15 protein-coding genes are annotated in these 18,644 nt (G+C 73.3%); 13 read left to right on the top strand and 2 right to left on the bottom strand.

Translation table 11 applies throughout. The features are described 5' to 3' along the window. Positions 1-78: 78 nt before the first annotated feature. Together ACWCPI_RS02105 and ACWCPI_RS02100 are read right to left on the bottom strand one after the other, a co-directional pair. Positions 79-345 carry an acyl carrier protein gene (locus tag ACWCPI_RS02105; protein ID WP_388810665.1) on the bottom strand — a complete coding sequence of 89 codons (267 nt, stop codon included), beginning with the start codon at positions 343-345 and terminating at the stop codon, positions 79-81. A 57-nt stretch (positions 346-402) separates the two neighbouring features. Further along, a complete protein-coding gene (locus ACWCPI_RS02100; protein WP_388810662.1) occupies positions 403-1,065 on the bottom strand; it encodes a LuxR C-terminal-related transcriptional regulator in 663 nt (220 codons plus the stop codon). Positions 1,066-1,351: 286 nt separating this feature from the next. On the opposite strand from ACWCPI_RS02100, the gene lanKC reads away from it, so the two are divergent. The 13 genes from lanKC (at position 1,352) to ACWCPI_RS02035 (ending at position 18,579) form a co-directional block, all read left to right on the top strand. Next, positions 1,352-3,982 (top strand): class III lanthionine synthetase LanKC, encoded by a 2,631-nt coding sequence (lanKC, locus tag ACWCPI_RS02095; protein ID WP_451036263.1) that lies wholly within the window; start codon positions 1,352-1,354, stop codon positions 3,980-3,982. A gap of 79 nt (positions 3,983-4,061) precedes the next feature. Further along, complete coding sequence (locus tag ACWCPI_RS02090) at positions 4,062-4,154, top strand: class III lanthipeptide (protein WP_019757305.1); 93 nt, start codon at positions 4,062-4,064, stop codon at positions 4,152-4,154. Positions 4,155-4,361: 207 nt separating this feature from the next. Next, the gene (locus ACWCPI_RS02085; RefSeq protein ID WP_388810657.1) at positions 4,362-4,454 is read left to right on the top strand and encodes a class III lanthipeptide; all 93 of its coding nucleotides are present in this window, start codon (positions 4,362-4,364) and stop codon (positions 4,452-4,454) included. Positions 4,455-4,604: 150 nt separating this feature from the next. After that, positions 4,605-6,098 (top strand): class I adenylate-forming enzyme family protein, encoded by a 1,494-nt coding sequence (locus ACWCPI_RS02080; protein WP_451036262.1) that lies wholly within the window; start codon positions 4,605-4,607, stop codon positions 6,096-6,098. Then, positions 6,082-7,344, top strand: coding sequence for a beta-ketoacyl-ACP synthase II (gene fabF / locus ACWCPI_RS02075; RefSeq protein WP_451036261.1), 1,263 nt, complete (start codon positions 6,082-6,084; stop codon positions 7,342-7,344). The genes ACWCPI_RS02080 and fabF overlap by 17 nt, the downstream gene beginning before the upstream one ends. Next, on the top strand, positions 7,344-7,982 hold the full coding sequence (locus ACWCPI_RS02070) for a GNAT family N-acetyltransferase (protein ID WP_388810648.1): 639 nt from the start codon (positions 7,344-7,346) through the stop codon (positions 7,980-7,982). Before fabF ends, ACWCPI_RS02070 begins: the two co-directional genes overlap by 1 nt. 54 nt (positions 7,983-8,036) lie before the next feature. Continuing rightward, a complete protein-coding gene (locus tag ACWCPI_RS02065; RefSeq protein ID WP_451036260.1) occupies positions 8,037-9,812 on the top strand; it encodes a fatty acyl-AMP ligase in 1,776 nt (591 codons plus the stop codon). After that, positions 9,809-15,403 carry an SDR family NAD(P)-dependent oxidoreductase gene (locus tag ACWCPI_RS02060; protein WP_451036259.1) on the top strand — a complete coding sequence of 1,865 codons (5,595 nt, stop codon included), beginning with the start codon at positions 9,809-9,811 and terminating at the stop codon, positions 15,401-15,403. The genes ACWCPI_RS02065 and ACWCPI_RS02060 overlap by 4 nt, the downstream gene beginning before the upstream one ends. Positions 15,404-15,487: 84 nt before the next feature. Continuing rightward, positions 15,488-15,946: an SET domain-containing protein-lysine N-methyltransferase gene (locus ACWCPI_RS02055; RefSeq protein ID WP_451036258.1), complete on the top strand. Its 459-nt coding sequence runs from the start codon at positions 15,488-15,490 to the stop codon at positions 15,944-15,946. Then, positions 15,946-16,650, top strand: a complete 705-nt coding sequence (gene fabG, locus ACWCPI_RS02050) for a 3-oxoacyl-ACP reductase FabG (RefSeq protein ID WP_451036257.1) — start codon at positions 15,946-15,948, stop codon at positions 16,648-16,650. The genes ACWCPI_RS02055 and fabG overlap by 1 nt, the downstream gene beginning before the upstream one ends. 36 nt (positions 16,651-16,686) lie before the next feature. Beyond that, positions 16,687-17,451: an enoyl-ACP reductase FabI gene (gene fabI, locus ACWCPI_RS02045; protein WP_451036256.1), complete on the top strand. Its 765-nt coding sequence runs from the start codon at positions 16,687-16,689 to the stop codon at positions 17,449-17,451. Between the two features lie 5 nt (positions 17,452-17,456). Then, the gene (locus tag ACWCPI_RS02040) at positions 17,457-17,912 is read left to right on the top strand and encodes an FAS1-like dehydratase domain-containing protein (RefSeq protein WP_451036255.1); all 456 of its coding nucleotides are present in this window, start codon (positions 17,457-17,459) and stop codon (positions 17,910-17,912) included. A gap of 118 nt (positions 17,913-18,030) precedes the next feature. Further along, positions 18,031-18,579 carry a hypothetical protein gene (locus tag ACWCPI_RS02035; RefSeq protein ID WP_451036254.1) on the top strand — a complete coding sequence of 183 codons (549 nt, stop codon included), beginning with the start codon at positions 18,031-18,033 and terminating at the stop codon, positions 18,577-18,579. Positions 18,580-18,644: the final 65 nt, after the last annotated feature.

Raw genomic sequence — 18,644 nt, 5'->3', positions numbered from 1 at the left:
GTCGACCGCCCGGCGGGCACCCGGATCCGCGGGAGCCCGCCGGGCAGACGCCCGCGGACCGTGCCAACCCCGGCCGGGTCAGGCGGACTTGTGCCGCTGGACGAAGGCGACGAGTTCACCGACGGTGTGCAGCTGGGTGAACTCCTCGTCGGGGATGGCCACTCCGAAGCGGTCCTCGATGGACACGCCGAACTCCACCATCAGCAGGGAGTCGACGTCGAGGTCGTCACGGAAGCGGGCCTCGGGCGTGATGTCCCCGGCGGGGATCTCGGCTATCTCCACGAGAAGGTCGGCGACGGCACCGAACAGTTCCTGGTCGAGGGTCTCGGTGGACTGAGTGGTCATGTTTTCGTTCCCATCTTTTCGTGCGTCGGTTGGGGCGCTGAGGTTCCTGCGGGGTGGTCAGCTGGCCCGCTGTCTCACCCAGCTGTCACGAACGCTGAGTGCCGCCTCCACCCGGCTGCGCAGGCCGAGCTTTCCCAGGACGCGGCTGACATGCGTCTTGACCGTGTTCTCGGACACGGTCAGGAGGGCGGCGATCTCAAGATTGGAAAGGCCCTGGCTCACGTAGGCGAGTACCTGTTGCTCGCGTGGGGTCAGCACGCGGGCGAACCGGTCGTCCAGCGTGACCAGGTCCTCGGGTCCCACGTTGGCCGCGGCGTTCACCAGGGCCCTGATGACTGTGGGATCCATGAAGCCCAGTCCGTCGGCGATGAGCCGGATGACGTGGATCAACTGCTGGGCGTCGGTGTCCATCGGCAGGAAACCGACGGCGCCGGCGCTCAGAGACTGGAGGATGGCGCCGTCCACCTGGTTCGGTGTCAGCACCAGGACATCGGTGGTGCCGAGGTCCGCGATGTCTCTGATCACGTCCGGACTGCCGAGTCCCAGCCGGCCGCCGTCGATGATGGCGATGTCCGGTCGGAGACGTCGAGTGAGGTGCACTGCCTGGCTGCCCGACGCGGCCTCGGCCACGACGCTGATCTCCTCGTCGCTGTGGAGGATCCGGACGATGCCGGCTCTGGCGAGTCCTTCTGTGTGCGCCACGAGTATGCGAATGGTCATGTACTGAACTAACCCCCGAGTCGAGGGCACACCGTGAAGCCCCGTGTGGGGTGGAGGGGTCCGGCGTGCCCATCTCTGATCATCACAACATGATCTTTCGGTGAAGGGATCCTCCTTCCGGGTGACCCGGAATGTAAACCTAAGAACTAGCCGACTTCACTGGCCGGAATGACGCGCCCAGCCCCCGCGAAACTGCAGGCTATGTCTGCCTGGAAAACAGAGGCGCCGGAACGCGGTCCCCATCGCGCAGCCGGGGGGATGCGTCATGGACCTGTCAGGAGGCCAAGTGATCGAGCAGCGCCAGCTGTACGGCTGGGCGGACCTCGTCTTCTATGAGACGCCCGCTCAATGGGCTGCTGACCAGGACCGATTCGCTGCGGCTGACCGTGAGCCGCCGACCGGGTGGGCCCGCACCGGGCAGGACGTCTGGGTGTCCCTCAAGCCGGAGGGTGCCGAGCTTCCCGCGCAGGGATGGAAAATACACATCTCCGCGGTGGCGGCCGATGCCGAACGGATAGTGGAAACGGCCTGGTCCTATTGCGTCGAGCGGGAAATACCCTTCAAATTCCTGCGCGACCGGCACCTGTTTCGGATGTACAACTCGAAGTACATGCCGCGGCAGGCGAGTGGAAAACTCGTCACTATTTACCCTGCGGACGACGAACAGCTCCGGCGCACGCTGGAAGAGCTGGCGTCATTGCTCCAGGGCACCTCTGGACCTTACATCCTGAGCGACCTGCGCTGGGGAGCGGGCCCGCTGCATGTCCGGTACGGAGGGTTTCGCACGCGTTTCTGTACCGATGCCAAGGGCGATCGGGTCCTCGCCATCGAGGACGCCGACGGAACGCTGGTACCGGACGAACGCCGCCCCGGGCACTACGCCCCACCCTGGGTGGAGGTCCCCGACTTCCTCCGTCCCCACCTGGAGCGCCGCAAGTCCGGCGGCGGCAGCTTCCCCTACCGGGTGCTGCGCGCCCTGCACTTCTCCAACGGCGGCGGCGTCTACCTCGCCGAGCGGCTGTCGGACAACCGGCAGGTCGTGCTCAAGGAAGCGCGCCCCGGAGCCGGCCTGGACATGTCCGGACGGGACGCCGTGGAGCGGCTGGAGCGCGAACGCTGGGCCCTCGAACGACTCGCCGGCATCCCCGGCATACCGCGGCTCCACGACAGCTTCCAGGCCGACGGCCACCATTTCCTCGCCATGGAACACATGGCGGGCGACGTGCTGTGGCTGTGGCTGGCCACCTACCACCCCATGGTCCACTTCGGCACCGGACGGGCGGAGGAGGCCGCGTACACGGCCAAGGCGGTGGACGTGGCGGACCGCCTCGAAGCGCTCCTTTCCGCCGTCCACGAGCGCGGCGTGGTCTTCGGGGACCTGCACCCGGGCAACGTCCTGATCACCCCCGAGGGTGAGCTGTCCCTCATCGACTTCGAGGCGGCCTTCGAGGCGTCCGAGGAGTCCGCCCGCCCCGCGCTCGGCGCCCAGGGCTTCCTGGCACCCCCCGGCGTCACCGGAACCGCTGTGGACCGCTACGCCCTCGCCATGCTGCGGCTGTGGCTGTTCCTCCCGGTCAACCGCCTCTTCCCGCTGTCGCGGACCAAGCTGGCGGAGACCGTCGACACCGTCGAGCGACGCTTCGCCGACCTGCCGGACGGCTTCGTCGCCCGGCTGCGCGAGGACACCGCCGTACCCGCCCGACCCGGCACCGTCCCGGCCGCCTCACCGCTGCCCGCCGCCCTGGTGCGACGCCGCAGCGAGCTGCTCGACGCACCGCTCGACGTGGATCTCGACGCCCCCGAGCCGGACTGGGACGCCGTCGGCAGGTCATTGAGCGAGGCCATCCTGCTCAGCGCGACGCCGGAGCGGACGGACCGTCTGTTCCCGGGCGACGTCCAACAGTTCCTGCACGACGGGCTCAACCTCGCGCACGGCGCCGCCGGAGTGCTCTGGGCCCTGCACGCCACCGGAGCGGGACGGTACCCCGAGCACGAGCGCTGGCTCCTGGACGCCCTCGCCCGGGGCCCGGTACTGCGGCGCGGGTTCTACAGCGGCCGGTACGGCATCGCCTACGTCCTGGACCGGCTCGGGTACGCCGACGAGGCGGCCAAGCTGCTCGCCGACGCCGGCGACGCCCCGCCCACCGTCGACGCCGGACTGTACGGCGGCACGGCCGGAGAGGGCCTGACCCACCTGTACTTCGCCGACCGGTACGACGACGCCGGGCACCTGGAACAGGCCCGGCTCCGCGCCGGGCGGATCGAGCGCCTGCTGAACGAGCCCGGCCACCCCGCCGCTCCCACGGCCGCCCGAGCGGGCCTGATGCACGGCTGGTCCGGCTGCGCGCTGTTCCTGCAGCGCATGTACGAGGCCGACGGCGATCCCCGCTACCTCGACCTGGCGTTCCAGGCGCTGCACCGCGACCTGGAGGTGTGCGTCACCCGGTCCAACGGCAGCGTGCAGGTGGCCGACCGCGGGATCCGCACGCTGGCGTACCTGGAGGTGGGCAGCGGCGGCATCGCCCTGGTGGCGGACGAACTGCTCACCGCACGGCCCGACCCCGGCATCGAGGAACTCCTCCCCGCCATCCGGCGCGCCTGCCAGACCGAGTACGTGGCCGAGCCGCACCTGCTCAACGGCCGCAGCGGGCTGATGGCGACCGCCGCACGGCTGGCCCACCGGGACTCCGGAACCGAGGCCCGGGACGCGGTGCGCCGCCACCTCAAGGCGCTCACCTGGCACAAGCTCGCCTACCGGGGCCGGCTCGCCTTTCCCGGCGACCAGACGTACCGCCTCTCGATGGACCTGGCGACCGGGAACGCGGGAGTGCTCCTCGGTATCCGGGCCGCGGTGGACGGCACCGGCCCCTTCCTGCCCTTCTTCACTCCCCGCCCGGTGGTGGACGGGTCCGCGTGACCGCCCCGTCCACCGACCGCCCACAGACCTGCCGCGCCGGCCGGCTCGGCACCCATCGGCATGCGAAAGGAGGTGTGACATGACCGAGTCCGTTCTCGACCTTCAGGAGCTGGAGACCTCCGAGGAGGAGACCGCCCTGATGGCGGCCAGCGCGTCCAGCTGGCACTGCTGAGTCGCCGCGGTGACCCACCGCAGCGACACGGCCCCCCGGAGGGAGGCGCAAGACCATGACCGAGCCCGTTCTCGGCCTTCAGGAGCCGGCGACCTCTGACGAGGAGACCGCCCTGATGACGGTCGGCGTCACCAGCCGGGAGTGCTGAGGCCGGCCGGGCCGCGACGCCCGGCACGGACCACCGAGACCCTTGAGGAGGTGTGTGACATGACCGAGTCGATTCTCGACCTTCAGGAGCTGGAGACCTCCGAGGAGGAGACCGCCCTGATGGCGGCCAGCGCGTCCAGCTGGCACTGCTGAGCGACAGCTCACTAGCAGGACCGCGCGGGATGGCGTGAGCCGGCTGCACTTCGGCTCACGCCATCCCCACAGGGCGGGATACCCGCCCGCCCCCTCAGCATCCCCGTCATCCGGCCACGTACCACCCAGGAAGCAGGAAGCGACCGCCCCATGGCCACCACCAGGATCGTCGATCCCCTCGCGCCCCACGCAAGCGTCGACGCCGAGGCGTACGCCGCGGCCGTGGCGCGGGCTCTGCGCGACCGGGGCGTGCGCCGCGGCGACCGGGTCCTGGTCAAGGCCGGCAACTCCGCCCTGTACCCGGCACTGCTGTTCGCGCTGATCCACCTCGACACCTCGGTCGTCCTCCTCGACGGCCAGCAGACCCCGCAGGCCACGGAGCGATTCGCCGCCCTGGCCCGGGTCCGGCACGCCGTCCTCGACGGCACGGACCCGGCACCCGCGGGCGTCACCGCCGTGTCGACGGCGCAGCTGGCGGCCGACGCCGCGGCGCGCCTGCCCTCCGCCCCCGTGACAGCGCTGTCGGACAGCAGCTGGCGGGCGCGCGAGGACGCCCTCGTCCTGTGGTCGTCCGGTTCGACGGGCGAGCCCAAGGGCATCGTCAAGCCGGGCCGGGCCGTCCTGGAGAACCTGGAGCGCACCCGGCGCCTGATGGGCTACGGGCCGCAGGACGTCTTCCTGCCGCTGCTGCCCTTCTCGCACCAGTACGGGCTGTCCCTGCTCCTGCTCGCCCGCATGGCCGGCGCCGACCTGCTGATCACCCCCTACACCCGTCTCGACCGGGCGCTCCGGCTCGGCGCCGAGCACGGGGCCACCGTCGTCGACGCCACCCCGGCCACCTACCTCAGCATGCTCAACCTCGACGACCGCCGGCCCGGTCTCCTGGCCGCGCTGGACCGGGTCCGGCTCTGGTGCACCGGCGGCGCTCCGATGGACGGCGGCCTCGGCAGGCGCTTCGCGGCCACCGTCGGCGCGCCCCTGCTCGACGGCTACGGCAGCACGGAGGCCGGCAACGTGGCCTTCGCGACGCCCGCCAACCCGGTCGGCTGCGGGCGCGTGCTGGACGGCGTCCAGGTGCTGGTCACCGGCGAGGACGGCACCGCGCTGCCACCCGGCGAGATCGGCGAGATCAGGCTGCGCACCCCGGACCTCATGGCCGGCTACCTGACCACGGCGGGAACCCTCGACCCGCCCGCGGCCGGGCCGTACCGGACCGGCGACCTCGGCCGGCTGGACGCGGACGGCAACCTCTTCGTCCTGGGCCGCGCGTCCGCGGTCCACCGGCTCGGCCACACCCTGTACCCCGAGGTGCTGGAGCACCGCGCCGCCGCCTGCGGACGGCCCGTGAAGATCATCCCGCTGGAGGACGCCCGGCGCGGGCACGAGCTGGTCTTCGTCGTCGCGGATCCCGCGGGCGGGGACGCCCGGCACTGGCGGGAAGCGATCTGCGCCCTTCTGGCCCCCTTCGAGCAGCCCAACCACCTCCTGGTGGTGGACAGCTTCCCCGTCACCCACCGCGGCAAGGTCGACGTGCCCGCCCTGACCGCCCGCGTCGTCGGAACCCTGGAACAGCGGATCCGGGTGCCGGCGGCCCGTCCGGACCGGAACGAACGAAATGGAAGGTCCCATGTCACGCAACGCTGAGGGTGTGCCGCGCCGGCGCGTCGTCATCACCGGCGCAGGAGCGGTCACGGCGACCGGCTCCACCGTCGACGAGTACTGGTCGGCGCTGGTCGACGGGCGCAGCGGCGTCGGGCCGATCACCGCATTCGACGCCTCGGACCTGCCCACGCGCATCGCCGCCGAAGTGACGGGCTTCGACCCCACCCGGTACATGACCGGGATCGCCGCCCGGCGCATGGACCGCTTCGCCTGGTTCGCCGTCGCCGCCACCGCGGAGGCCATGGAGCAGTCCAAGCTCTCCGCGGAACACGGGCTCGGCCCCCGCATCGGCGCCCTCGTCGGCTCCGGATACGGGGCGAACATCGCCGGCATCGACGCGGTCGACCGCCTGCGCGAGCGAGGCCCCCGCGGTGTGCCCACCGGCTACGCCATCGGAGGCTCCCCGGACAACCCGTCCGCCGAGATCGCCATGCGGTACGGCGTCGAGGGCCCGACCGGTGCCATCATCACCGCCTGTGCCACCGGCACCACATGTGTCGGCGAGGCCGTGGACATGATCCGCTCGGGCCGGGTCGACGCCGTCATCGCCGGCGGCACCGACGACCCGATCACCCGCCTCGACGTCGCGGCCATGTCCAACGTGCGCGCCCTGTCGCGGCGCAACGACGAACCCACCCGCGCCAGCCGTCCCTTCGACCGGGGCCGGGACGGGTTCGTCTTCGGGGCCGGCGCGGGGATCGTCGTCGTGGAGGAGGCCGAACACGCCGTCGGACGCGGCGCGCCGATCCTCGGCGAGATCATCGGCTACGGCGCCACCACCGACGCCTACCACGCCACCGCCCCGCACCCCGAGGGCCTCGGCGCCCAGCGCGCCCTGCGGATGGCGCTGGACGACGCGGGGATCGGGCCCGCGGACGTCGACTACATCAACGCCCACGGCACCGGCACGGCGCTCAACGACGCCACCGAGATATCCGCCGTACGGGGCGTGTTCGGCGACCACGCCCCGCGCATCCCGATCAGCTCGCAGAAGTCGATGATCGGTCACCTCATCGGCGGGGCCGGCGCGGTGGAGCTCATCGCGACGCTGCGCACCCTGGCCACCGGGATCGTGCCGCCCACCCTCAACTGCGACGACCCCGAGGACCCGGAGCTCAACTTCGTGCCCAACGAGGCGCAGCGGCACGACGTACGCACGGCGCTGACCAACTCGTTCGGGTTCGGGGGCCACAACGCCGTACTCGCCGTGCGCCGTTGGGAGCCGTGATGCGCGGCGACCTCGTCTCGCTGGAGGCGTGCACCGGCGACGACTTCCAGCTCATCGCGGACTGGTCCGCGAGCACGGTGAGCACCTACTCCTCGGGGTCACCGCAGTTCCTCTCCGCCGACCAGCTGCGCCAGGCCGTCCAGCAGGGCGGCATGCACTACCTGATGATCGCCACCCTCGACGGCACCCGGGTCGGCGCGGTCAACTGGGGCCCCCTCGCCTACGAGGGCAGCTACACCATCGGCTCCGCGATCGGCGCCAGCGGACTGTGGACGCAGGGCCACGGCGTCGAGGCCAACGTCCTGCTGCTCAACTACCTGTTCCACGCGAAGAACGCGCACCGCGTCCAGCTCACCCTGGGACTGCACAACCGGCAGATGGTGCAGATCATCGCGCACGGCGGCTTCACCCTCGAAGGAGTGCTCAGGGACTACTTCTTCCTCGACGGCCGGTACTGGGACGCCGTCGTCTGCTCCCTGCTGCGCGACGAGTTCTACGCCCTGGCCCGCACCTCCGAACTCGGCCTGGCCGCCGACGTGGTGCCGGCCGACGAGAAGGACGAGGCCCGGCGGCTCTTCCTGGAGCACCTCGACCGCACCGAAGCCCGATACCTGCGCGACGTCTTCGAACGCCGCTGAGCCGCGCCGGAACGGGCGCGCACCGCAGCATCCCGGATGAAAGAGGCCCCACCCATGCCCTCCCACGCACCGGTGACCGCCGTCGGCGGCACCGGGTTCCACGACCTGCCACGCGCCGTCCGGCACTGGGCGTGCGACCGAGGTGCGGCCCCGGCGCTGACGTTCGTCGACCACGGAACCGACCGCAGGGGCGTGGCCACCACCCTGACCTACGCCGAGCTTGACCGGCGGGCGTCCGAAGTCGCGGCGGCCCTGGCCGTGCACTGCCGCCCCGGCGACCGGGTCGCGCTGACGGCACCGCACGGCCTGGACTACGTGGTCGGTTTCCTCGGCTGCCTGTACGCCCGTACGGTCGCCGTGCCGCTCTACGCCCCGGAACTCTTCCGCAGCAACGACCGGCTGGAGGCCGTGCTGCGGGACGCCGGACCGTCCTGCGTGCTCACCACCCGGGCAGCCGCCGACGGGGTCACCGCGCTGACCCGCACCACCTGCGGCGAGGACACGACCGTACTGCTCCTGGACGACCTGAGGACGGCCGGCGGCCGGGCCGCCGAGGCCACCGGGCCGGCCGGCCCCTTCGACATCGCCTACCTGCAGTACACCTCCGGATCCACCCAGTCCCCGCGCGGCGTGCTCATCGGCAACGACAACCTGGTGGCCGCGGCCCGGCAGAGCGCCGAGCAGTCGAGCCTGACGGAACGGGACGTCATCGTCTCCTGGCTGCCGTACTTCCACGACATGGGCCTGATCACCGGCATCGCGATGCCGCTGCTCGCTGGCGCCCGCGCCGTGCACCTGACGCCGATGGCCTTCGTGCAGCAGCCGTACCGCTGGCTCCGCCTGATCAGCGACTACGGCGGCACCTGGACCGCCGCCCCCAACTTCGCCCTCGACCTGTGCGTACGCCGCATCACCGGCGACCACATGGCGTCCCTGCGCCTGGACACCCTGCACACCCTGTGCAACGGCAGCGAGCAGGTCCGCTCGGAGAGCGTCCGGGCCTTCGCCGAGAAGTTCGCGCCCTGCGGCTTCGCCCTCTCCGGCCACGCCCCCGGCTACGGCCTGGCGGAGGCCACCCTGGGCGTCACCTCCGCCCTGGACGGCGCCACGATCCTCACGTTCGACCGTGCCGAGCTGGCCGAGGGGCGCGTGCGCCGCTGCCCGCCGGACGCGCCCGAGGCCTGGCAACTCGTGGGCTGCGGCACACCCCTGCCCGGGGTGGAGGTGCGCATCGCCGACGACGGCACCGAGCAGCCCTGCGACCGGGTCGGGGAGATCTGGGTCAGCGGCCCCAACGTCTCGCCCGGCTACTGGGGCCGTCCCGAGGAGACCCGGCGCTCCTTCGGGGCCGAGCTGCTCGGCCGGGACGGCACCCGCACCGGACCCGTGTGGCTGCGCACCGGTGACCTCGGCTTCCTCCACGAGGGCGAGCTGTTCGTCACCGGACGGATCAAGGACCTCGTGGTCATCGACGGCCGCAACCACTACCCGTCCGACATCGAAGCCACCGTGGGCACCGCCCTCGACGGCATGCCGGTCGCGACCACCGCGGCCTTCCCGGTCACCGACGAGCAGGGGGAACGGCTGGTCGTCGCCGTCGAACTGCGCCGGGCCGCGGGAGCCGACCTGCCCGGCACCCGTGAGGAGGCGGTGCGGTCCGTGCGCCGTGCCGTCGGCGAGCACCACGGCGTCGAACCGCACGAGGTCGTCTTCCTGCGGCCCGGCGCCCTGCCCAAGACCAGCAGCGGCAAGGTACGACGCCACGCCTGCGCGCAACGCCACCGCCTCGGGACGCTGGACTACCTGGAAACGGAGTGGTGGACCGCATGAACGAGCAGACCCTGCGATCCTGGCTCGTCTCCTGGCTGGCGCAGCACCTCGACGTCGCCGAGGACGACATCGCCGCCGACCAGCCCCTGGCCGGCATGGGCCTCACCTCCCGGCAGATCGTGGAACTCTCCGGGAACCTGGAAGACCTCCTCGACCGCGCCCTGTCGCCCGCCCTGGTCTACGAGGCACCGACCGTGCGGGCCCTCGCCCGGCGGCTCCTCGCGACCGGCCCCGCCGAGCGGACGGAGCCGGACGCTCCGGCCCTCCCGGAGGGGCCCACCGCCGGTCTAGAGGCCGAGCCCATAGCCGTCATCGGGCTCGGCATGCGCCTGCCCGGAGGGGTGGCCGACCCCGAGTCGTTCTGGGAGCTGCTGAGCGACGGCCGGGACGCCGTCTGCGACCCGCCCCCCGGCCGTTGGGAGCTGCTGGGGGCGCTGGACCCCGCCGCCCGGGCCGTGCTGGACCGCACGCCGGCCCGCGGCGGCTACCTCAGCGACGACCTGGCCGCCTTCGACCCCGCCTTCTTCGGCATGTCCGACCGTGAGGCCGCCGCCACCGACCCCCAGCAGCGCCTCATGCTGGAGGTCGTCTGGGAAGCGCTGGAACACGCCGGCATCCCGCCGCGCTCCCTCGCCCGCTCCCGGACCGGCGTGTTCGTCGGCGCCTCGGTCTCCGACTACGGAGCCGTGCAGATGAGCCACCTTGCGGAGATCAACGCCTGGAGCGGCGCCGGCTCCGCGCTCGGGGTCATCGCCAACCGGGTCTCCTACGTCCTGGGACTGCGCGGCCCGAGCCTGGTCGTCGACACGGCCTGCTCCTCCTCGCTGGTCGCGGTGCACCAGGCCGTCGGGAGCCTGCGGTCGGGCGAGAGCGACCTGGCCCTGGCCGGCGGGGTGAACCTGCTGCTCTCGCCCGCGGTGACGGTGAACTTCGAAGAGGCCGGGGTCATGGCCGCCGACGGCCGCTGCAAGACCTTCGCCGCCGACGCCGACGGGTACGGCCGGGGCGAGGGCTGCGGGGTGGTGGTGCTCAAGCCGCTGTCCTCCGCCCGGCGCGACGGCGACCGTGTGCTGGCGGTGATCCGGGGCAGCGCGGTCAACCAGGACGGCGCGTCCAACGGCCTGCTCGCCCCCAACCCGGAGGCGCAGGAGGACCTGCTGCGCACGGCGCTGGCCGCGGCCGGACTGACCGCGCGGGACCTCGACTACGTCGAGGCTCACGGCACGGGGACCGCCCTGGGCGATCCCATCGAGGCGGCCGCCCTGACCGCCGCCCTCCTCGACGGACGCGACCGGGACCTCCTCATCGGGTCGGTGAAGACGAACATCGGCCATCTGGAGGCGGCGGCGGGTATCGCGGGCCTCATCAAGGTGGTCCTGGCCCTCGGCCATGACGCGCTGCCGGCCAGCCTGAACTTCGACCGCCCCAACCCGCTCATCCCCTTCGACGAGCTGAGGATGCGCGTCGTCACGGAACGCACACCGTGGCCGCGCGGCGAGCGCCCCCGCCGGGCCGGTGTGAGCAGCTTCGGCTTCGGCGGTACCAACGCGCATGTCGTCATGGAGGAGGCGCCGCCCGAGGAGCCCCGCCCCCACACCGGCCGTGACCGGTCCGACGAGGTTCTCCTGGTGCCGGTCTCCGCCGGATCGGCGGACGCGCTGGACGACCGGCTGCGCCGGCTCGGGGACTGGCTGGCCGGCAAGGGCGCGGACGTGCCCTTCGACGACGTGGTGCACACCCTCGCCCTGCGCCGGTCCCACGAACCGGAGCGGCTCACCGTCCCCGCCCGGGACACGCACGGGCTGCGTCGGGCGCTCGCCGACCACCTGGCCGGCACCGCCGTGCCCGGACTCACCCGCGGCCGGGCCGCCACCGAACCGCCGGGCGCCGTCTGGCTGTTCTCCGGCCAGGGCTCCCAGTGGGCCGGCATGGCTCGCACGCTGCTGGACACCGCTGCGGCCTTCCGGCGGGTCATCGACGAGCTGGAACCGATGATCGCGGCCGAGTCGGGCTTCTCCCTGCGCCGGGTGCTCGACGAGCCGGAGGTGCCCACCGACGTCTCCGTCGTACAGCCGCTGATCTTCGCGGTGCAGCTCGGCCTCGCCGAACTGTGGCGGGAGCACGGACTACGGCCCGCGGCCGTCGTCGGGCACTCCATGGGAGAGGTCGCCGCGGCCGTGGTGGCGGGCGCCCTCGACGTCCGAGACGGCGTCAGGGTGATCTGCCGGCGGTCCCGGCTGCTGCTGAAGGTGGCGGGCCAGGGCGCCATGGCGGTCGTCGAGAGTCCTGCCGAGGAGGTCGCCGCCCGGCTGGACCGGACGGCTCAGGCGGGTGCGGTCACCGTGGCCGTCGTGCCGAGCCCTCGCTCCACCGTGATCGCCGGTGACCCCGAGGGCGTCCGGCACGTGGCCGAGGCCTACGAGGCGGAAGGGGTCAACGCCCGACTGGTCCAGGTGGACGTGGCGTCCCACTCGCCCCAGATGGACGTCCTGCTGGACCCGCTCGTCGCGGAACTCGCCGACCTCGCCCCGCGCCCGCCCCACACACCCTTCTTCTCCACCGTCGAGGGGCGAGTGGACCGTACGCCGGTCTGCGACGCCGCGTACTGGTGCGACAACCTGCGTGCCCCGGTCCGCTTCGCCGACGCCGTACGCACCGCCTTCCGCGCCGGCCACACCGCCTTCGTGGAGATCAGCGCCCATCCGCTGCTCACCCGCGACACGGCCGCCACCCTCGGCGACCACGACGGTGTGCTGGTCACCGGCACCCTCGTCCGGGACCAGGACGCCCAGGAGAGTTTCCTTGCGGCCGTCGGGCGCCTGCACTGCCACGGCCTGGAACCGGACTGGGCGCACCTCGCCCCGGACGGACGCACCGCCGACCTCCCGTTCATGTCCTGGCGGCGGACCCGCCACTGGACGGCCGTCCCCACCGTGACCGTGAGCAGTCCCGCCATGGCCGTGAGCGGTCCCGCCACCGGGGCCCCGGCCCCGTCCGGCACCGGACTGCTCGGCGCGGTCACCACCCTGGCGGCCCATCCCGGCACCCGGCTGTGGCAGCCGCAGCCGGCCGGGCCCGCATGGGATCCGCTGCGCGCACACCTCCTGCACGGCCGCGAAGTCATGCCGCTGTCCGGCTACGCGGCCCTCGCCCTGGCCGCCGCCGGGGAAGCCGGCCTCGACACTCCGGACGTACGCGACCTGACGGTGCACAGCCCGCTCGTCCTCGACGGGACGGTCCGCTCCCTGCAGATCACCCTGCGCACCGGGGACGCCCCCGGCGAGCCCGCCGACCTGGACATCCACGCCCTGGACGCGGCCGGGCACTGGCAGCGCCACGCCTCCGCCCGCATCCACGACGACCCCGGTGTCCCGTTCGACGAGCAACCCGGCGCGGACGTCACCGGGCGGCCGGCGGGGACCGGTGGCGACGAGGCCGCCGAGGGAGCCGACACCGTCGAGTACTACGCACGCCTGGCCGAGGCGGGCCTCACCTACGGCCCCGCCCTGCGCGCCCTGCGCCGACTGCGCGGCGGCCCGGGCCGGGCCGTCGCCGTCGCCGAGGCCGAGCCGCACACCGCAGCCGGGTCCCTGCGCGAACTCGACGCGGCCTTCCAGGCGCTGCCCGCCGTGCTGCCGCCCTCGACGGGCTGGACCGTCACGGGCTTCGACAGCCTGGTCCAGCGTCCCGGCAGTCCCTCCGGGCCCCTCACGGTCCGGGCCACGATCTCCGGCGACCCGGCCGGGGCGGCCCTCGTGGCGGAGCTGGACTGGTACCGCTCCGGCACCCGGGTCGCCCGCGCCCGCGGGGTACGCGTGCGCCGTACGGACGCGTGGCCCGCTGCCCTGCAGCCGGCCTGGCTGCACGGGCTGGAATGGCAGCCGGCGCCGCAGCCCGACGGTGTCCCGGAGGGTCCGGTCGTCGTCGTGGGGTCCGGTGTACTCGCCGACCTGCTGGCGCGGCGCCTCGCGGACCTCGGTGTCGCATGCCGGTCCGTGCCCGGTCCGGGCCCGGCCGACCTCACCGGCGCCGCACTGCGCCGGCACCTCGGACTGGACGACGGCGTCCGGCACCTGGTCCACCTGCCCGCTCCCGGCACCGGACCGGAGTCGGCCCTCGCGCTGACCCTCGATGCGGTCCGGCTGGTCCGCGCCGTCACCGAAGCCGACGGACCACGGCTGTGGTTCGCCACCCTGGGGGCCCAGCCCGCGGGCAGCGGCGGCCCCGTCGACCCCGCCCACGCCGCCCTGTGGGGCATCGGCCGCAGCGCCGCACTGGAGCACCCCCGCGCATGGGGCGGCCTGGTCGACCTGGAGGCGCCCGCAGGACCGGACGACGCCGCCGCCGCGGCGCGGGCGCTGGTGACCGAACTGGCCGCAGCGCCCGGTACCGGGACGCAGAGCGCCTACCGCGCCACCGTGCGCCACGTCCCCCGGCTCACCGCACGCCCGCCCGCCCCGGCCCGCGGCCGTGCCGCCCGGCTGGACCCGCACGGCGCACATCTCGTCGTCGGCGCCACCGGCCGCACCGGCCCCGCCCTGCTGACCAGGCTCGCCGCCCTCGGTGCCCGGCACCTGGTGCTGCTCTCCCGGCGCGGCGTGACGGGGGCCGCGGCCCGAACCGTGGAGCGGCTGCGGGCCACCGGCACCACCGTGCACGAGGTCGCCGCCGACGTCGCCGACGAGAACGCCCTGCGCGCGCTGTTCGACCGCTTCGGCGACGAACTCCCCCCGCTGCACGGCGTCTTCCAGGCGGCGTTCGTGGAGGACGTCGCCCCCCTCGCGGACCTCACCCCCGAGCGGGTGACGGCCGTGCTGCGGCCCAAGGTCGCGGGCACCGCCCTGCTGCACCGCCTCAGCGCCGGCCACCCGGTGGAGCACTTCGTGTGCTTCTCCTCCACCACGGCCCTGCTCGGGTCGCAGGGCCTGGCCCACTACGCCGCCGCCAACTGCTACATGGACGCGCTCGTCCACGAACGCCGGCGTACCGGAACGCCCGCACACGTCGTCAACTGGGGACCGTGGCGCGACGGCCTGGATCCGGCGGTCCACGAGGCCATCACCGCGACCGGCATGCGCCTCATGCCGGGGGAGCGGGCCGCCGCCGCCCTGGATCACGTACTCGGCGCGGACACGGCGCAGTTCGTGATCGCCGACGCCGACTGGCCCGCCGTCGCCGCCGCCTACGCCCTGCGCACCCCGGTGCCGCTGCTGGCGGACCTCCACCAGGAGACCGACCCCGGCCCGCCCGGTCCGGGGACGGCCGAGGACACCCGGCCGCAGCCCCTGGCCGAGGACGACGTGGCCGCCCTGCTGGCCGCCGCACGGACCGCCGAACGCCGCCGCGAGATCGTCGTGGCCCACGTGCGGGCCACGGTCGCCCGAGCCCTGGACCTCGAAGGGCCGCAGGCGCTCGACCCCGACGCCGACTTCCACGCCCACGGCATGGACTCGCTGATGACCATGACCGTCCTCCGACGCCTCAAGGCACTGGCTCCCGGTCTCAACCTGGCCGCGATCAGCCCGCACCGGACGGTGACCGCCCTGGCCGACGCCGTGCTCCGGCACCGGGAGGAGACCGGAGCCGCCTGACCCCGCCGTCGCCCGTCACCCACCCACCCACCTCGCACACAGACCGCGGGCACGTCCGCCCGCGGAGGGAAGAAGGAAACCGTCATGTCCGAGAACGCCTTCGTCGTCGTCCACGACCGTCCGTACGGAGCCGGTGTCGTCGCCGCCCGCCCGCTGGCCGAGGGTGAGGCCGTCGCCGACCTCAGTGAATGCGTCATCGCCGACGCCCCGTCCGTCTACACCATCGACGTCGGCGGCCGGCACATCGACGGCCCCCAGGTCCGCTACCTCAACCACTCCTGCACGCCCAACGTGTACGTGGACGCCGAGCGGATGGACGTACGCACCCTGCGGCCGGTCGCCGCGGGGGAGGAGCTGGCCTTCTTCTACCCCTCCACCGAATGGGACATGGTCGCCCCGTTCGACTGCCTGTGCGGCGCGGCCGACTGCCTGGGCACCGTCGCGGGAGCGCGCGCCGCCTCCCCCGAGACGCTGCGCGGCCACCGGCTGAACCGCCACGTGGCGGAGCGCCTCGCCGCGGTGGAAGCGATCCGGAGCGCCTGATGCCGCGCTCCTGCCTGGTCGTCGGAGGGAGCCGCGGCATCGGCCTGGCCGTGGCGGAGGAACTGCGCGCGGCCGGTGACCGGGTCGCCGTCACCTACCGCAAGGGCTCACCGCCCGACGGACTGTTCGCCGTGCGCTGCGACGTCACCGACACCGCGGAGGTCGATGCCGCCTTCCGCGCGGTCGAGGCCGAGCAGGGCGCGGTGGAGGTCCTGGTGGTCAACGCGGGCATCGTGCAGGACCAGTTGCTGGCCGCCATGCCGGAGCACCGCTTCACCGAGGTCCTGGACACCAATCTGACCGGCGCCTACCGGGTGGTGAAGCGCGCGGTGCGCGGCATGCTGCGGCAGCGTGGCGGACGCATCGTCCTGGTCTCGTCGGTGGTCGCGCTGCAGGGGTCCGCCGGGCAGGCCAACTACGCGGCGTCCAAAGCGGGTCTGATCGGCTTCGGCCGCAGCCTCGCGCGCGAGCTGGGGCCGCGGAACATCACCGTCAACATCGTCGCACCGGGCCTGACCGAGACCGACATGACCGCCCGGCTGGCTGAGGAACTGCTGGCCGAGTACCTCCGCCAGGTCCCGCTCGGCCGTATGGCGCAGCCCGCGGAAGTGGCCCGTGTCGTCGGGTTCCTGGCCTCGCCCGGCGCGGGCTACGTCACCGGGGCCGTCGTCCCGGTCGACGGCGGCTCCTCGATGGGGCACTGAGCGGGCACCGAGCCCCCGTAACAACCGCAAGGAGACTTGATGGGCATCCTCGAAGGCCGGCGCGTCCTGGTCACGGGCGTCCTCACCCAGGCATCCATCGCCTTCCACGTGGCGCGCGTAGCGCAGGCCGAGGGCGCGCGGGTCGTGCTCACCGCGCACGGCAGGCCCAGCCTGGTGCGGCGCATCGCGCAACGCCTGCCCGAACCGCCCCCGGTGATCGAGCTGGACGTCACCGACACCGCCCAGCTCGCCACCCTCGCCGACCGGGTGGGGGAGCACGTGGACGGCCTGGACGGGGTCCTGCACTCGATCGGGTACGCCCCGCCGTCCGCCCTCGGCGGCAACTTCCTGTCGACGCCGTGGGAGGACGTCGCCACCGCGGTCCACGTCTCGACGTACTCCCTCAAGTCCCTGACCACGGCGGTGCTTCCGCTCATGGACGAGGGCGGCTCGGTCGTCGGCCTGGACTTCGACGCCTCCCGGGCGTGGGAGGGGTACGACTGGATGGGCGTGGCCAAGGCCGGGCTGGAGTCCTGCGCCCGCTACCTCGCCCGCGAGCTGGGACCCCGTGCGATCAGGGTCAACCTGGTGGCCGCCGGTCCCCTCGCGACCACCGCCGCCCGCAGCGTCCCCGGGTTCGACGGCGACTTCTGGGACCGGGCCGCGCCGCTGGGGTGGGACGCGGCGGACGCGGAGCCCACCGCGCGGGCCTGCGTCGCGCTGCTGTCGGACTGGTTCCCGGCCACCACCGGCGAGATCGTGCACGTCGACGGCGGCGCGCACGCCGTGGGCGGCGGCTGATCCAGGTGGCGGTCAACAGGGCGTATCTCGGCCGAAGTTTCGCCGCTGCCGAGCCGTACGAGGTCACCCGCGCCGCAGTGCGCGCGTTCGCCGACGCCATCGGCGACCCGCACCCCGTCTACCACCGTCCGGAGGCCGCCCGCGCGGCCGGCCACCCCGACCTGGTCGCCCCGCCGACGTTCGCCGCGCTGGTCGCCGGGGACGCGTACTGGCCGCTGCTGGAGGACCCGGCCTTCGGATTCGGCACCGAGGGCACGGTGCATCTGGCGCAGCGGTTCGAGTACGTCCGTCCGATCCACGCGGGCGACAGCCTCCGGGCCGAGGTCACTCCGGAGACCCTGGACACCCAGGCCGGCCGCGACCGCGTCGTCTTGCGCAGTCTGCTGCGGGACGCCCGCGGCGCGACCGTGGCCACGGTCCTGACGACTCTGCTCGCCCCGGAAGCGGCGTCCGCGCCCTGAACCCGGCCGGTCCGTGCTGGCCGAAACCGGATATCGGACGGGGAAGCGCCCGGGACAATGACGATCGAACTTTCGCGCAAGGGAGCCTGTCATCCTCTATCTGATTCTCGCTTGTGACGTGCTGTTCTGGGTCTTCCTCGTCGGCGGCCTGGCGGCGCGCTACGCCGCCGGCCGGCGGCTCCTGGGCGGCGCACTGCTGGTCTGCGTCCCGCTGATCGACGTCGTACTCCTGACCGCCACCGTCCTCAGCGTCCGGGACGGAGCGGAGCCGACCGTCTGGCACGGCCTGTCCGCGGCCTATCTCGGCATCACCGTGGTGTACGGCCATCGGACCGTGCGCTGGGCCGACGCGAAGTTCGCGCGCCGCTTCGGCGGTGACGCCCCTGCGCCGCGCCCCAGGCTCTACGGTCGCGCGGCCGTGGCGGACGCCTGGAAGTCCTGGTTCAGGTTCCTGCTGGCGTACACGATCAGCGTCGGCATGATCTTCGGTCTGGTGGTGCTGGTCGGTGGCCTGGAGGAAGGTGCTCCGCTGCTGGTCTGGCTCAACCCGCTCACCAAGGTCCTGGTGTACAGCTTGATCTGGCCCGTGGTGACCACCATCTGGCCCGGCAAGGCCCCGGAGCCGGAGCCGGAGCCGCTGCGGGACAGGGCCGGCGGGGGCGGCTGAGCCGGCGTCGCGGCGGCGGGCCGAGGAGCGGCGTACCGCGAAGATCGTCGCCGCGTCCCGTGACG

Source organism: Streptomyces sp. NPDC001920 (genome assembly GCF_053594495.1).
Note: the sequence above shows the minus strand (reverse complement) of the source record. Positions and strands in the feature narration are given on the sequence as shown.

What these genes read in the sequence shown, in the direction of transcription:
- ACWCPI_RS02105 (WP_388810665.1), bottom strand. Translation starts at nt 345, where the DNA reads ATGACCACTCAGTCCACCGAGACCCTCGACCAGGAACTGTTCGGTGCC.
- ACWCPI_RS02100 (WP_388810662.1), bottom strand. Translation starts at nt 1,065, where the DNA reads ATGACCATTCGCATACTCGTGGCGCACACAGAAGGACTCGCCAGAGCC.
- ACWCPI_RS02090 (WP_019757305.1), top strand. Translation starts at nt 4,062, where the DNA reads ATGACCGAGTCCGTTCTCGACCTTCAGGAGCTGGAGACCTCCGAGGAG.
- ACWCPI_RS02085 (WP_388810657.1), top strand. Translation starts at nt 4,362, where the DNA reads ATGACCGAGTCGATTCTCGACCTTCAGGAGCTGGAGACCTCCGAGGAG.
- ACWCPI_RS02080 (WP_451036262.1), top strand. Translation starts at nt 4,605, where the DNA reads ATGGCCACCACCAGGATCGTCGATCCCCTCGCGCCCCACGCAAGCGTC.
- fabF (WP_451036261.1), top strand. Translation starts at nt 6,082, where the DNA reads ATGTCACGCAACGCTGAGGGTGTGCCGCGCCGGCGCGTCGTCATCACC.
- ACWCPI_RS02070 (WP_388810648.1), top strand. Translation starts at nt 7,344, where the DNA reads ATGCGCGGCGACCTCGTCTCGCTGGAGGCGTGCACCGGCGACGACTTC.
- ACWCPI_RS02065 (WP_451036260.1), top strand. Translation starts at nt 8,037, where the DNA reads ATGCCCTCCCACGCACCGGTGACCGCCGTCGGCGGCACCGGGTTCCAC.
- ACWCPI_RS02060 (WP_451036259.1), top strand. Translation starts at nt 9,809, where the DNA reads ATGAACGAGCAGACCCTGCGATCCTGGCTCGTCTCCTGGCTGGCGCAG.
- ACWCPI_RS02055 (WP_451036258.1), top strand. Translation starts at nt 15,488, where the DNA reads ATGTCCGAGAACGCCTTCGTCGTCGTCCACGACCGTCCGTACGGAGCC.
- fabG (WP_451036257.1), top strand. Translation starts at nt 15,946, where the DNA reads ATGCCGCGCTCCTGCCTGGTCGTCGGAGGGAGCCGCGGCATCGGCCTG.